The 14,080-nt window shown below is 55.1% G+C and carries 12 protein-coding genes; 9 read left to right on the forward strand and 3 right to left on the reverse strand.

Translation table 11 applies throughout. The annotated features are described in order from the left end of the window. Positions 1-243 precede the first annotated feature (243 nt). The 3 genes from FYJ62_RS06770 to FYJ62_RS06780 all read right to left on the reverse strand — a co-directional run bounded on the left by FYJ62_RS06770 (position 244) and on the right by FYJ62_RS06780 (position 2,952). Complete coding sequence (locus FYJ62_RS06770) at positions 244-1,491, reverse strand: glutamate-5-semialdehyde dehydrogenase (protein WP_154548953.1); 1,248 nt, start codon at positions 1,489-1,491, stop codon at positions 244-246. A gap of 25 nt (positions 1,492-1,516) precedes the next feature. Further along, positions 1,517-2,596, reverse strand: coding sequence for a glutamate 5-kinase (proB, locus tag FYJ62_RS06775; protein ID WP_154548954.1), 1,080 nt, complete (start codon positions 2,594-2,596; stop codon positions 1,517-1,519). 155 nt (positions 2,597-2,751) lie between these two features. Then, positions 2,752-2,952: a YjzD family protein gene (locus FYJ62_RS06780; RefSeq protein WP_302187415.1), complete on the reverse strand. Its 201-nt coding sequence runs from the start codon at positions 2,950-2,952 to the stop codon at positions 2,752-2,754. Between the two features lie 118 nt (positions 2,953-3,070). On the opposite strand from FYJ62_RS06780, the gene dnaE reads away from it, so the two are divergent. The 9 genes from dnaE (at position 3,071) to FYJ62_RS06825 (ending at position 14,055) form a co-directional block, all read left to right on the forward strand. After that, on the forward strand, positions 3,071-6,655 hold the full coding sequence (gene dnaE, locus FYJ62_RS06785; protein ID WP_154548955.1) for a DNA polymerase III subunit alpha: 3,585 nt from the start codon (positions 3,071-3,073) through the stop codon (positions 6,653-6,655). A 260-nt stretch (positions 6,656-6,915) separates the two neighbouring features. Continuing rightward, on the forward strand, positions 6,916-7,875 hold the full coding sequence (gene pfkA / locus FYJ62_RS06790; RefSeq protein WP_154548956.1) for a 6-phosphofructokinase: 960 nt from the start codon (positions 6,916-6,918) through the stop codon (positions 7,873-7,875). Positions 7,876-7,939: 64 nt separating this feature from the next. Further along, a complete protein-coding gene (gene pyk, locus FYJ62_RS06795) occupies positions 7,940-9,709 on the forward strand; it encodes a pyruvate kinase (protein ID WP_154548957.1) in 1,770 nt (589 codons plus the stop codon). Between the two features lie 153 nt (positions 9,710-9,862). Then, positions 9,863-10,741, forward strand: a complete 879-nt coding sequence (locus tag FYJ62_RS06800) for a CvfB family protein (RefSeq protein ID WP_154548958.1) — start codon at positions 9,863-9,865, stop codon at positions 10,739-10,741. Beyond that, positions 10,734-11,630 carry a site-specific tyrosine recombinase XerD gene (xerD, locus tag FYJ62_RS06805; RefSeq protein ID WP_154548959.1) on the forward strand — a complete coding sequence of 299 codons (897 nt, stop codon included), beginning with the start codon at positions 10,734-10,736 and terminating at the stop codon, positions 11,628-11,630. Before FYJ62_RS06800 ends, xerD begins: the two co-directional genes overlap by 8 nt. A 21-nt stretch (positions 11,631-11,651) precedes the next feature. Further along, complete coding sequence (locus tag FYJ62_RS06810; RefSeq protein ID WP_154548960.1) at positions 11,652-12,005, forward strand: reductase; 354 nt, start codon at positions 11,652-11,654, stop codon at positions 12,003-12,005. After that, positions 11,998-12,738, forward strand: coding sequence for a segregation and condensation protein A (locus tag FYJ62_RS06815; protein ID WP_154548961.1), 741 nt, complete (start codon positions 11,998-12,000; stop codon positions 12,736-12,738). Before FYJ62_RS06810 ends, FYJ62_RS06815 begins: the two co-directional genes overlap by 8 nt. Further along, positions 12,728-13,333, forward strand: a complete 606-nt coding sequence (scpB, locus tag FYJ62_RS06820; RefSeq protein ID WP_154548962.1) for an SMC-Scp complex subunit ScpB — start codon at positions 12,728-12,730, stop codon at positions 13,331-13,333. The genes FYJ62_RS06815 and scpB overlap by 11 nt, the downstream gene beginning before the upstream one ends. Continuing rightward, the gene (locus FYJ62_RS06825; protein WP_154548963.1) at positions 13,330-14,055 is read left to right on the forward strand and encodes a pseudouridine synthase; all 726 of its coding nucleotides are present in this window, start codon (positions 13,330-13,332) and stop codon (positions 14,053-14,055) included. The genes scpB and FYJ62_RS06825 overlap by 4 nt, the downstream gene beginning before the upstream one ends. Positions 14,056-14,080: the final 25 nt, after the last annotated feature.

Below are 14,080 nucleotides of genomic sequence, written 5' to 3' on the forward strand. Positions count from 1 at the left end.
ATCAAAGAAACAAACAAATTAGAGCAGTGCGTACACGTGCTGTTCTGCCGTAGTTAATCAATCTGCGGAAGCATCTGAGGTCCGCCAAGGATGCTTGAGAAGCGACAGCGTAAGCCTTCGGGCTTGGCTATGGGAGAACTCTCTCCGGGGAGTTTGTTTGGACCACGCTAGTTAGTCGCAAACCTCCGACCTCGGTCGGGGGTAGTTGATGAAAAAAGACTCCTTTTCTTTCGTTCTGCTTGACTAGTCTCTGGTCTGCCCGTTGCCCTTGATGACGTACTTGTAAGTCGTCAGCTCTTTGAGCCCCATTGGCCCGCGGGCATGCATCTTTTGGGTGGAAATGCCGAATTCGCAGCCCATCCCAAACTGCCCGCCGTCAGTAAAGCGGGTTGAGGCGTTCACGTAGACCGCGGCTGAGTCGATCATCGTCGTGAAGAGGTCAGCGGCGGCCGGGTCTTCAGTGATGATGGCTTCTGAGTGGTGGGTTGAGTGCCGGTTGATGTGGGCAATGGCTTCCTTGACGTCCTTGACCACCCCGATGGCCATGACGTAGTCCAGGAATTCCGTGTCAAAGTCGTCCGGGCCAGCAGCCTTGGCGTCTGGCAGGTACTTTTTGGCGGCTTGGTCAGCCCGCATTTCGACCCGCCCCTTGAAGAGCCGGTCCAATTTTGGCAAAAATTCGCCGGCAATGGCCGCGTCGACCAGGCAGACTTCAGCCGCGTTGCAGACTGATGGCCGCTGGGTCTTGGCGTTATCGATGATCTTCAAGGCCTTTTCCTGGTCGGCGTCCTTGTTGACGTAGATGTGGCAGATCCCGGTCCCGGTCTCAATTACCGGCACGGTCGCGTTTTGCACGATGGCTTGGATCAAGCCTCTGCCCCCGCGGGGAAGGAGGAGGTCCAGCTTGCCGCGGGCGGTCATCATTTCCTGGCTTGACTGGTGGCTGGTGTCCTGGGCCAGCTGGATGCAGTCAGGAGAAATCCGGCTTTGGGCTAAGCCGGCCTTTAAGGCTTCGACGATGGCTTCAGCGGAGTTGAAGGCGTCCTTGCCGCTTCTGAGCATGACGGCGTTGCCTGACTTCAAGGCCAGGGCGGCAGCGTCAGAAGTAACGTTTGGCCGGCTTTCATAGATGATGCCGATGACGCCAAAAGGAACGGACTTCTTGACGATGTCCAGGCCATTTGGCGTTTCGTGCTCGTCAAGCACCAGGCCGACTGGGTCTGGCAGGCTGATCAAGGCCCGGATGCCGTCAGCCATGCCCTTGATCCGGTCTTTTGACAGGCGCAGGCGGTCCAGCATGACGTCGGAAATCTTGCCCTGGGCTTTGGCCAAGTCTTGCTCATTGGCGGCCAAAATGCGGTCGCTGGCGTCTTCAAGGGCGTCAGCCATCTTGGCCAGGGCATCGTTTTTGTCTGCGGTCAGCGCGGTGTTGATCGCCAGCTTGTGGTCAACCAGGAGATCCAGCTGCTTTTGCGTGATTGATTCTTCCATATTGCGTTTCCTCGTATTTATGTCTTTATAAAGTAGTCACCCAGTCATCGCGGTGGATGAAGATTCCTTCAGGGTGGTTCTGGTCAAGAATTTCCAGCAGGACGGGCTTGGAGAAGCGGGCCTTGCCCTTGCCGATCAGCTTCTTGGACTGCTGACTGTAGACTTCGACGATGTCGTCCTTCTTGAAGCTGCCTTGAATCTGCTTGATCCCGGAGATCAACAGGGAAGAGCCTTCCTTGGCCATGGCATGCACGGCGCCCTGGTCGATGAAAATGCGGGCGGCAGTTGGGGCGTAGAAGGCCAGCCACTGCTTCTTTTGGTTGAAGGCCTTGTCGTTGGCCGTAAAAAGGGTCCCCTGGTTGTCCTGGCTGACCGCTTCAATCAGGGCCTGCGAGTCGGCAGACGAGCAGATGAAGACCGGCACGCCGGACTTGGTGGCCATGTCAGCGGCCTTGATCTTGGTGGCCATGCCGCCAGTCCCGTTGGCTGAGCCCGCTCCGCCAGCAATCTGGAAGGTCTTGGGGGTGATGTTCTCGATCACGGGGATCGGCTTGGCGTCCGGGTCCTTGCGCGGGTTGGCGGTGTAAAGGCCGGGCACGTCGGTCAAAAGGACCAGGAGGTCGGCCTTTAAAAGGGCGGCCACTTGGGCGGAAAGGGTGTCGTTGTCGCCAACCTTCAATTCGTCAACGGCAATGGTGTCGTTTTCGTTGATGATCGGGATTACCTGGTGGTTCAAGAGCACGTTCAGGGCATTGGAGGCATTTTGGTAGCGGCGGCTGTCCGCGAAGTCGGACTGGGTCAGCAGGACTTGGGCGGAGACGATGCCCTTGGCCAAAAGATTGCGGGTGTACTCTTCAATCAACAGCCCCTGGCCAACTGCCGCGGCGGCCTGCTTGTCAGCCGTCTTCTTGGGTCGCTTGTCAAAGCCCAGACGTCTGAAGCCGGCCGCGATTGAGCCGGAAGTAACAAGGACCAGCTTGTAGCCCGCTTGGTGAAGCTGGGCCAGCTGCAAGGTGATCTTCTTCAGCTTGCCGGCGTCGAGGTCGCCTTCAGGCGTGGTCAATGAAGAAGTCCCTACTTTAAATACGATGAGATTGTCTTTCATGTTGTTCCATTAACTTCCTTAAAATAACAAATTACTTAAGATATCATACCATTTTTTGCCTGTAAAAATGGCTAAAAAGGCTGATTTACCAATAAATCTTCCGGAAGCAAAAAAGACCAGCCACTTTCGTGACTGGCCTTGCAAAAATATTGCGGTTATTTGCTGTATTCAGAGTCGTCCTTGACTGACTTGGCCGTGATCGTTGGAATAATCAAAGCAAAAAGCAGGCCAAAGATGGCACCGACGAGCAGCAAATGAGCCGGCTGGTATGTGTGTTGAACCAGGGGACCACCGATGAAACCGATGATGAAGGTAAAGACCATCCCCCAGACCATGCAGACAATGCTGCGTCCAATGTAACGTCCCATATGCTTTTCCTTCTTTCGCTAAGAATTTTAGCAGAACTCCGGCCCCTTTTCAACGGTTGCCCGGGGGAGACTTTGCTATAATTGGAGCAAGAAGGAGGGTGAAAAAATGAAAATTGCCGCACTTGAGACCATGTCGGCCAATACGATTTTGTCCAGTCCCGTCAAGCCCCGGGATCTGGTCCAGGCCGCCAAGAAGCGGGGCTATGAAGCCGTGGCCTTGACCGACGTCGATTTCAGCTTTGGCCTGCCTGAATTCTACCAGGCGGCCAAGGAAGCCGGCATCAAGCCAATCCTGGGCTTGAGTGCCCGGCTAAGCGGGCTGGTGGATGACCAGCGCCGCTATGACCTGGTCTTTTTGGCCAAGAACCAGGCCGGCTATGAAGCCTTGATGCGCCTGTCCAGCGCGGCCTGCATCCAGACCGATGACTTGCAGAGCGACCGGGTGCTGACCCCAGGGCAGGTCAAGAAATATTTTCATGACTTGGTGGTCATCGTGCCTGCCAGCCCCGCCAGCGAGCTGCGGATGATGTTTGACCAGGGAATGAGCGTCGAGGAAGGCTGCCGCTACGTTGAAGCGCTGGCCGGTCTGCTTGACGAAAGCTGCGACCTCTACCTTGGCGTCTATGCCAGCTTGATCTTGCAGGACTATGACGACTATGTCCAGCAGCTGGCCGCGGCCTTGGCGGACAAGAACGGGGACAAGAGTCCCAACTTCCAGCCAGGCCTGGTCGCCGTTGAAGACGTCCGCTACCTTGATCCAGAAGACCAGTTTTTGGTCAAGGTCATGGACGCGATCAAGCACAAGCGGGTCATGTCCAGCCAGGAAATCACGGAAAAAATTGCCGAAAAAGGCTCGCACGCCCTTGCGCCGGCCCAGGACTTGGCCGACCGCTGCCAGAAATACGGCTTGGAAGCAGCACTGGAGAACAGCTGGGTCATTGCCAGCAAGTGTCAGGCGGAAATTCCCTTCCAAAAGCCCCAATTGCCGGTATTTGCCCAAAACGTCTGCCCCACTTCCGGAGAATATCTGGCCCAGCTGGCCAATGCCGGCTTAAAGCGGATAGCTGCCAGTTTGCCGCCGGCACGGCAGGCGGAATACCAAAAGCGCCTGGACTATGAATTGCAAGTGATCCACCAGATGGGCTTTGACGACTACTTCCTGATCGTGGCCGATATCGTGGCCAATTGCCGGAAGCAGGGGGTCTTGCTGGGACCAGGCAGAGGGTCGGCCGCTGGGTCCCTAGTGGCTTACGCCTTGGACATCACCAGGGTTGATCCCCTCAAGTATGGCCTGCTCTTTGAGCGCTTCTTAAATCCAGCCCGGTCAACGATGCCCGACATCGACTTGGACTTTACCAGCGAGGGGCAGAAAGTCGCGATCGACTACGTCTACCGCAAGTATGGGCAAGTCGCGCGGCCGGGCCAGGGGTCGGACCGGGTGGCCCGGATTCTGGCTTTGACGGCCCTGAAGGCCAAAAGCGCCCTGGACCGGGTGGGCGAGGTCTTTGGCCTGAAGCCCCTGGCGATCGCCAAGCTCAAGCAGGCCATGGGCCAGCAGACCCGATTAAAGCAGGCCTATGACCAGGAATTGGCTTTCAGGAGCCTGTTGAGCGCCAGCCCCTTGAACCGCCTGGTCTACCAGACGGCCTTAAGGCTGGAGGACTTGCCGGCCGACACCGGGACCCACGCGCCCGGCGTCGTCATCAGCCAGGACTCCCTGGCGGCCAGAACGGGCTTGATGAAGGGCAAGGAAACCCCCTTATGGACCGTGCAGCAGACCAAGGAGTACGTGGAAAAATACGGCCTGCTCAAGATCGACTTCCTGGTCTTGACCAACCTGGAGTTCTTCGGCAAGGTGGTTAAAAGAATTCAGGCAGAAGGGATCAAGCTGGTCCCGGAACAGATTCCTCTGGATGATCCGGCCACCTACCGGCTTTTTCAAAGGGGCCAGACCAGCCTGATCTTCCAGTTCGGATCAGGAGAGATGCAGAAGTTCCTGCGCCAGCTGCACCCAGAAACCTTCGCTGACCTTTGTGCCATGACCGCCCTCTACCGGCCAGGACCCAAGGACAGCATCCCCGACTACATTGCCAGAAAGCACGGCAAGCAGGCCGTGGTATATCCCGACCCAAGTCTCGCGCCCATCCTGCAGGAGACCTATGGCTACTTCGTCTACCAGGAGCAGATCATCCAGGCCGCCCAGGCATACGCGGGCTTCAGCCTGGCCCAGGCTGACATCTTCCGCCGGGCCATCTCCAAGAAAAACGCGCGGCTGCTGCAGGATGAGCGCCAGCGGTTCATCAAAGGAGCCAAGCAAATGGGCAAGAGCGCGGAGCAGGCCGGGCATGTCTTTGACCAGATCGCCCCGTTTGCCGACTACGGCTTCAACAAGTCTCACGCCGTGGCCTACTCGCTCTTTTCTTACTGGGAAGCTTATCTGGAAGTCCACTTTCCGCGTGAGTTCTTCGTTGAGATGCTGGACCAGTCTCGGGGCAAGGACCGGGAACAGGCCATCAATGACGCCCGCCAGCTGGGCGTGGCGGTTTTCGGGCCAGACATCAACCAAAGCAAAAGCACTTTTTCCCTGGTCAATGGCCGGATCTGCGTGGGCTTCAAGTCGATCCTGGGCCTCAGCCGGGAATTGATCGCGGCAATCACGGGGATGCCCAAGCCGATCACCAGCTTTGACGACTTTTTGGGCAAGCTGGAGCCGGATCTGCGAAAAGAGCAGGCCCTGCGCTCCTTGATTGAGGCCGGGGCCTTTGACAGCCTGGGCGAAGACCGCAACGAGCTGCTGGCCACTTTGAGCGACCGGCTTGACAATGCCAAGCTGTCCCTGGACAGCCCCATGCTTCAGCAGATCCTGTCCATCAAGCCTTATACCGGCGAAAAAGCCCGCCCGGACCAAAAAATCGCCATGGAGCTCAAAGCCATGGGCTTTACCGTGACGGTGCCGCTGCTGCTGCAGGCCAAGCTTAATCTGGGCCCGCGCTTTAAGGCTGGCAATTTTTCCCAATTGCCGGTGGGCGGCCGGGGGAGCGTCATCGCCGAATACAAGGAAAGCCGCGACTGGGTAGCCAAGCGGGGCCGCAATGCCGGAGCTCCCGGGACCAACGCCGCCTTTTTTGACGGACAGAGCCAGGAATGGGTGACCTTGTTCCCGGAAGCCTACCAGCGCTACCGGCAGCTCTTAAAGCCTGGCGGCATCTACCTGCTGGACCTGGTCAAGAAAGAGGACAACTACAAGCAGCGCGAGTACAGCCTGGAGCTGCGCGCCTTGAAAGCCTTAAGCGGCAAGGAGATTGCCGCGGCCAAAAAGACCCGCGAGGAAGGGGAAGCCGTGACCGACATCCAGCAGCGGCGCGTTGAGAAGTACTTTGACCAGCACTACCAGGACATGAAGCGCCTGGCCGACTTCAGCTTAAAGGAAGAAGCCAACGCGATCGCCCAGCTGCGCTCCTTCAGGATCAAGCCCGACAAGCACGGGGAAGAGATGGCAACGACCATCTTTGCTGATTCGACCGGCTCCTACAAGGTCATGATCTTTGCCGAGCAGCTGGCCCGCCTGCACCCGGATTTGGTTCAAGGCGGCTACTACGTCCTGCGCCTGGAGGCGATCAAGGGCTACCCCGATCCCAGTCAGCTAGAATTCAAGCTCTACCAGCTCAAGCAGTTCCACCTGCGCTCGTGATCCTTTTGGCAAATTGCCTGGATGAAAGTCGTTTCATGGCTTTTTCAGCCGCCAGACCTGCGATTTTTTCGAAAATTTCAAGGGAATTTTGACTAATCAAAAAGGCCCAGGCGGTGGCTTGGGCTTTGTAAGCCCTAACAGGCAAAAAATAGAAAAAATTCTGCTTTCAAGCTAGATTTTACAAGACTTTAGCGGATAAAAATGTTATTATCTAGGTGATGTGAGATATTACACAATTTAGATCATGATGAGGTGAATTCATGAAACGGATTGGTATTTTAACTAGCGGCGGCGACGCCCCTGGTATGAATGCAGCCGTCAGAGCCGTAGCTAGAACCGCCATGGACAACGGTTTGGAAGTCTTCGGCATCAGATACGGCTTTGCAGGGTTGGTCGCAGGCGACATCTTCCCATTGGACAGTGAAGATGTAGCGCACAAGATCAACACGCCAGGTACCTTCCTCTACACTGCACGTTACCCAGAATTTGCAAATGAAGAAGGTCAGCTGGCTGGTATTGCACAATTGAAGAAGCACGGGATTGACGCGGTTGTCGTCATCGGCGGTGACGGTTCTTACCACGGTGCCTTGGCACTGACCCGCCGCGGCTTCAACTCAATCGGCCTGCCAGGCACGATTGACAACGACATCCCTTACACTGAAGCAACCATCGGCTATGACACGGCCTGCATGACTGCAATGGACGCGATCGACAAGATCCGCGACACTGCATCAAGTCACCACCGGGTCTTCATCGTCAACGTAATGGGCCGCAACTGCGGCGACATTGCGATGCGGGTCGGCGTTGCCTGTGGTGCTGACGCGATTGTCATTCCTGAAAAGCCATACGACGTCAAGGAAATCGCGGACCGTTTGAAGGCCGCGCAAGAAAGAGGCAAGGACCACGGTTTGGTTGTTGTCGCTGAAGGCGTCATGACTGCTGAAGAATTTATGGCCGAACTGAAGAAGTATGGTGACTTCGATGCTCGTGCCAATGTTTTGGGCCACATGCAGCGTGGTGGCACGCCAACGGTTTCCGACCGCGTGCTTGCTACCAAGCTGGGCAACGCAGCCGTTCACTTGCTTCTTGAAGGCAAGGGTGGTCTCGCTGTGGGCATGGAACACGGTGAAGTAACTGCGCATGACATCCTTGATCTGTTTGAGAATACTCACAAGGGTGACTACAGCTTGCTGAAGCTTAACTCAGAAGTTTCTAAGTAGCCTTCTGAATCCAGGCTTTGGCAAGAAAGTTGTTTTTTAAATTTTTTTAGGGAGATTTTTTCAGATGAAAAAGACTAAGATTGTTAGTACTTTAGGGCCAGCTTCAAACGATGAAGAAACTATTACTAAGTTGGTCGAAGCCGGTGCGAACGTTTTCCGTTTCAACTTCTCACACGGTGACCACGAAGAACACCTTAGCAGAATGAAGATGGTTCGCGATATCGAAAAGAAGACTGGCAAGCTTCTGGGTATCGCTCTGGACACCAAGGGTGCTGAAATCAGAACTACTGACCAAGAAGGCGGCAAGTTCACGATCAACACTGGTGACGAAATCCGTATTTCTATGGACGCTACTAAGGCCGGCAACAAGGACATGATCCACGTTACCTACCCAGGTCTGTACGATGACACCCACGTTGGTGGTACTGTTCTGATCGACGACGGTGCTGTTGGCTTGACTATCAAGGCCAAGGACGAAGAAAAGCGCGAATTGGTTTGTGAAGCTCAAAACACTGGCGTGATCGGCTCAAAGAAGGGTGTTAACGCTCCTGGCGTTGAAATCCGCCTCCCAGGGATCACTGAAAAGGACACTGACGACATCAACTTTGGTTTGGAACACGGCATCAACTTCATCTTCGCCTCATTCGTACGTAAGGCTCAAGACGTTCTTGACATTCGTGCCCTTTGCGAAGCTCACAACGCTTACTACGTAAAGATCTTCCCAAAGATTGAATCACAAGAAGGTATCGACAACATCGACGAAATCTTGCAAGTTTCAGACGGTTTGATGGTTGCTCGTGGTGACATGGGTGTTGAAATCCCATTCATCAACGTACCATTCGTTCAAAAGACCTTGATCAAGAAGTGCAACTCATTGGGCAAGCCAGTTATCACTGCTACGCAAATGCTTGACTCAATGCAAGAACAACCTCGTCCAACCCGTGCCGAAGTAACTGACGTTGCCAACGCCGTTCTTGACGGTACTGACGCAACCATGCTGTCAGGTGAATCAGCTAACGGCTTGTACCCAGTACAATCAGTTCAAGCTATGCACGACATCGACGTACGTACTGAAGAAGAACTGCACAAGCGCAACACTCTTGCTCTGCAACGCTTCGAAGAATACAAGGGCTCAAACGTAACTGAAGCCATCGGTGAATCAGTTGTCCGGACTGCTCAAGAATTGGGCGTTAAGACGATCATCACTGCTACTAGCTCCGGCTACACTGCTCGTATGATTTCTAAGTACCGTCCAGATGCAACTATCGTTGCCATGACCTTCGACGAAAAGATCCAACACTCATTGGGTATCGTTTGGGGCGTTGAACCAGTTCTGGTTGACAAGCCAAAGGACACTGACGAAATGTTCGAAGAAGCTGCCCGCGTAGCGAAGGAAAAGGGCTTTGCTAAGGACGGCGACCTCGTAATCATCGTTGCCGGCGTTCCAGTTGGCCAATCAGGCACTACCAACCTGATGAAGCTGCAAATCATCGGCGACCAAGTTGCTCATGGTTTGGGCGTAGGCAACGGCTCAGTTATCGGCAAGGCCGTTGTAGCCAACTCAGCTGACGAAGCCAACACTAAGGTTCACGAAGGTGACATCCTGGTTGCTAAGTCAACTGACAAGGACTACATGCCAGCTATCAAGAAGGCTTCAGGCATGGTCGTTGAAGCTTCAGGCTTGACTAGCCACGCAGCTGTTGTCGGCGTATCACTCGGCATTCCAGTTGTCGTTGGTGCTACCGACGCAACCAGCAAGATTGCTGACGGCTCAACTGTAACTGTTGACGCACGTCGTGGCGCAATCTACCAAGGTGAAGTTTCTAACCTGTAATTCAGCGTTACAAAGTAGAACAATCAACCTAATCAAGAAGAGTTCAGCTTTTGGCTGGACTCTTTTTTGCGCGCGGGAAAGATAATTCTTTCAATTCAGCAGATAATCACGTATACTTAGTATTTAGAATTATGTAAAGTTGGAGGTAGACAGATGCTGGGCGAAATCCGCACGGGAAAAATTACCAATGCCAATGACCAGGCATACTATGTACAAATTGACGGTTTGACTTTTGAGCTGAAGAAGCAGGAATTGACGCAGGAAGAAACGCCAAAGATCGGCGACGAGATTACGGGCTTTATCTATGACAACCAGAAGCACGAACGGGAAATGACGCAGTTTCTGCCTTTTGCCCAGGCCGACCAATACGGCTGGGGGAAGGTGACCAGAAGCCAGCGGGGGCTGGGGGTCTTCGTTGACGTTGGCCTGCCGGACAAGGACATCGTCGTTTCCCTTGACGACCTGCCGCTTGATCCGGCCCGCTGGCCGCAGATCGGCGACCAGCTCTTGGTGCGCTTGGAGACTGATGAAAAGGACCGGATCTGGGCCAAGCCGGCTGACGAGAACGTCTTTGATCAAATCGCGGTCCATTTCCCAGCCAACCTGGAGAACAGCAACCTGCTGGCCCGGGTCTATACCAGCAAGACCATTGGCTGCTTTGTGCTGACCAATGACTACTACCTGGGCTTCATCCATGAATCGCAGATGACCCGGCCATTGCGCTTGGGCGAGGAAGTCAAGGCCCGGGTGATCGGCGTCAGCCAGTATGGCCGTTTGAACATGTCGGTTCTGCCGCGGGCCTTTGAAGAAATCGACGATGACGCGGAAATGATCCTGATGTCCCTGCGCCGCAAGGCCGACAAGACCCTGAACTTCTCAGACAAGTCTGACGCCCAAGCCATCAAGGACTACTTCGGCATCTCCAAGTCCGCCTTCAAGCGGGCCTTGGGGCATTTGATCAAGCGGGGCCTGATCAAGCAGGACAAGACGGCCGGCACGATCACCCTGATCAAGGATCCGGAAAATGACTAAGCTGACCGACCAGGTCGCGGATTACCTGCGCTACAGCCAGGTTGAGCGCGGGCTCAGTCAGAACACGATTGCTGCCTACCAGCAGGATTTGCTGGAGTTTGCCGACTTCGTGCAAAAGGAAGGCTTTGCCTCCTGGCCGCAAGCTGCCGTCGACATTGATGCTTTTTTGGCTAAAGAGCGGGATGCCGGCAAGTCCAACAACTCCATTAGCCGGATGGTTTCTACCCTGCGGCGCTTTTACCAGTGGCTGGTCCGCCAGCACATTGAGCAGATTGACCCGATGAGCCAGGTGGACGCGCCCAAGCGGGAAAAGAAGATGCCTCTGGCTCTTAGCCAGGAAGAAGTCAGCAAGCTCTTGGACCAGCCGGACGTGTCCAAGCCCTTGGGCATCAGGGACCGGGCCCTTTTGGAAGTCTTGTACGCGACGGGGATGCGGGTCAGCGAGGCCATCAGCCTGCAAGACGGCGACCTGCACGCGGATCTGGGCATCGTCCATGTCCTGGGCAAGGGGAACAAGGAACGGCTGATCCCGATCAGCGACTTGGCCATGGATTGGCTGGACAAGTATGCCAAGGTCCGCGACCAGCAACTGCTGAAGGCGGGCAAATTCAGCCAGTACGTCTTTTTGAACCAGCGGGGCGGGCAACTGACCCGCCAGGCCGTTTGGCAGATGATCAAGAAGTACTGCCGCCAGGCTGGCATTGAGAAGGACGTCACCCCCCACACCCTGCGCCACACCTTCGCGACCCACTTGCTGGAAAACGGGGCTGACCTGCGGGTCGTCCAGGAAATCCTCGGCCATACCGACATTTCCACGACCCAGATCTATACCAACCTGACCCAGAAGCATATTTTTGACGTATACCAGAAGACCCACCCCCGGATCTAGTTTTTAGCGTGGTGATATTTTTTGCTGATACCTTACAAAAAAGATTATGAAAAGACCGCCATGGGCCTCTTGTCCTATCTGCCGGATTTCAAGAACCTGCAAAACCTGCAGGATGAAATGCGCCTTTACAGCGTGGACGATTCCCACAAGCTCTACCTCTACCGCAACAGCGATCGCAATATCGTGGGCGTGGCTGGGGTCCAGCTGGGGCGGGGGTGCCAGGTCCTGCGCTACCTGTCTTTGGCCCCGGGCTTCCGCGATGATGAGCACCAGTCGGCGATTATGCATGAGCTGGTCCAAGAAGACCCTAAGCGAAAGCTGATGACGGTTCCGGAATATACCTATTTATTGAAATACCTTTCTGACGATGAATGACAACAGCATGACGATTGAGCTGCCGAATTTTGAAGGCCCCCTGGACCTGCTTTTGCACTTGATTCGGTCGCAAGCTTTAGACATTTATGACATTCCGATCGCCAAGATTACCCAGCAGTACCTGGACTATTTGGACCGGATGCAGGAGCTCAACCTCCAGCTGGCCGGAGAATACTTCGTGATGGCAGCCACCCTTTTGCGGATCAAGTCCCAGTATCTGCTGCCCAAGAACGACTTCGTGCAAGAGGATGAAGACTATGAAGACCCCCGGGAGGAGCTGGTGGAGCAGCTGGTCCAGTACTCGGTCTTCAAGAAGATTTCGGCCTACTTCCGGGTTCGGAACGACGAAGTGCCGGCGGTCGCGTCCAAAGAGCCCAGCGCGGCTTCTCAGGACAAGGTGCAGCCGCTGCCCCTGGGCCAGATCACGGCGACGGAGTTGGCCAACACTTTTGCTTTGGCCATGCGCCGCTTCAAGCTGCGCCAGCCTGACCAGGTCAAGGTGACTTTGACCGGACGGCCGATTCAAGAACTGACGGCCTTTTTGGATGGGCAGCTAGCAAAGCGCAAGCAATTGAGCTTCTTTGAATTGACTGCAAAAGTCCAGGGGCTGCCAGACTTGGTGGGGCTCTTTTTGGCGGTATTGCAGGAGATCAAGGACCAGAGGCTGCGCGTCAAGCAGGCGCGGGCCTTTGGCGATTTGGAACTGGAAAGAATTGACGCAGATGACAAGTAAAACAGCCCAGCTGCAGGCCCTCTTGTTCGTCGCTGGCGACGAGGGGATCAAGCGCGAGCACCTGGCGGAACTGCTGCAGGTGTCGCCGGCAGCCCTGCGGGAATTGGCCGGCAAGCTGCAAGAGCAGCTGGCCAAGGACCCGGACAGCGGCCTGCAGCTGATTGAAATCAATGATGAACTCAAAATGACCACCAGCCCGGCCTGCAGCCAGGTGGTGGAAGCCTACTTCAACAAGGACCTGACCAAGACTCTCAGCCAGTCAGCCCTGGAGATTCTGGCCATCATTGCCTATAAGCAGCCGATTACCAGAATCGAAATTGACGACATTCGGGGGGTCAACTCCTCCGGCGCCCTCCAGACCCTGGTCTGGCGCGGACTGGTCAAGGCAGACGGAGTCAAGGAGGCGCCTGGGCACCCCAAGCTCTACGTGACCACGGACTACTTCCTCCAGTACTTTGGCTACAAGTCCCTGGGCGAACTGCCGGTGATTGAGAATTTTGAAGATGACGGCTTTGATGAAGACGGTCAAGTGGACTTGTTCGCGGAGAACGGGTCAATTGACGACAAGCTAAGACAAAAGGAGATTGAAGAATGACAGAAGAACGTTTGCAAAAGGTGATCGCGGAAGCCGGCCTGGCTTCGCGGCGTGAAGCCGAAAGAATGATTCTGGCCGGGCGGGTCAGAGTCGACGGCAAGGTCGTCAAGCAGCTGGGAACCAAGGTCTCATCATTTGAGCAGGTCGTCGTCGATGGCCAGCCAGTTGAGCGCCAGGCCAAGCACACCTACTTGTTCTACAAGCCCCGTGGCGTCGTTTCCACGGTCAAGGATGAAAAAGGACGCAAGACGGTAGCCGACTACTTTCAGGACTTGCCATACCGCCTGTATCCAGTGGGGCGCCTTGACTATGATACTTCCGGCTTGCTGCTGATGACCAACGACGGGGAATTGGCCAACCTGCTGATGCACCCGAAGAATGAGGTCAACAAGGTCTACGTGGCAAAAATCAAGGGCCAGCTGACGCCAAGCGAGATCAAGGCCCTGGAAAGCGGGGTCCGGATCAACAAGGGCAAGTTCAAGACCAAGCCGGCCAGAGTCAAGATCTTGAAGACCGACAAGAAGAAGGACGCGCAGATCGTTCAGGTGACGATCCATGAAGGCCACTACCACCAGGTCAAGGAAATGTTTCTGGCGGTTCACCACTTGGTTGACAGGCTGTCCCGAGAAAAGTACTCCTTCTTGACCTTGGACGGATTGATTTCAGGCCAATATCGCGAACTGACCCATAAAGAGATTGACAAGCTCAAGCAAGTGGATTAGAATCTAAAATGTAAACGCTAATATA

Source organism: Lactobacillus porci (genome assembly GCF_009695985.1).
Classification (GTDB): domain Bacteria; phylum Bacillota; class Bacilli; order Lactobacillales; family Lactobacillaceae; genus Lactobacillus; species Lactobacillus absianus.

Bases quoted from the DNA above. Each gene is read 5' to 3' on its own strand.
- FYJ62_RS06770 (WP_154548953.1), bottom strand. From the start codon at position 1,491: ATGGAAGAATCAATCACGCAAAAGCAGCTGGATCTCCTGGTTGACCAC.
- proB (WP_154548954.1), bottom strand. From the start codon at position 2,596: ATGAAAGACAATCTCATCGTATTTAAAGTAGGGACTTCTTCATTGACC.
- dnaE (WP_154548955.1), top strand. From the start codon at position 3,071: ATGAAAATTGCCGCACTTGAGACCATGTCGGCCAATACGATTTTGTCC.
- pfkA (WP_154548956.1), top strand. From the start codon at position 6,916: ATGAAACGGATTGGTATTTTAACTAGCGGCGGCGACGCCCCTGGTATG.
- pyk (WP_154548957.1), top strand. From the start codon at position 7,940: ATGAAAAAGACTAAGATTGTTAGTACTTTAGGGCCAGCTTCAAACGAT.
- FYJ62_RS06800 (WP_154548958.1), top strand. From the start codon at position 9,863: ATGCTGGGCGAAATCCGCACGGGAAAAATTACCAATGCCAATGACCAG.
- xerD (WP_154548959.1), top strand. From the start codon at position 10,734: ATGACTAAGCTGACCGACCAGGTCGCGGATTACCTGCGCTACAGCCAG.
- FYJ62_RS06815 (WP_154548961.1), top strand. From the start codon at position 11,998: ATGAATGACAACAGCATGACGATTGAGCTGCCGAATTTTGAAGGCCCC.
- scpB (WP_154548962.1), top strand. From the start codon at position 12,728: ATGACAAGTAAAACAGCCCAGCTGCAGGCCCTCTTGTTCGTCGCTGGC.
- FYJ62_RS06825 (WP_154548963.1), top strand. From the start codon at position 13,330: ATGACAGAAGAACGTTTGCAAAAGGTGATCGCGGAAGCCGGCCTGGCT.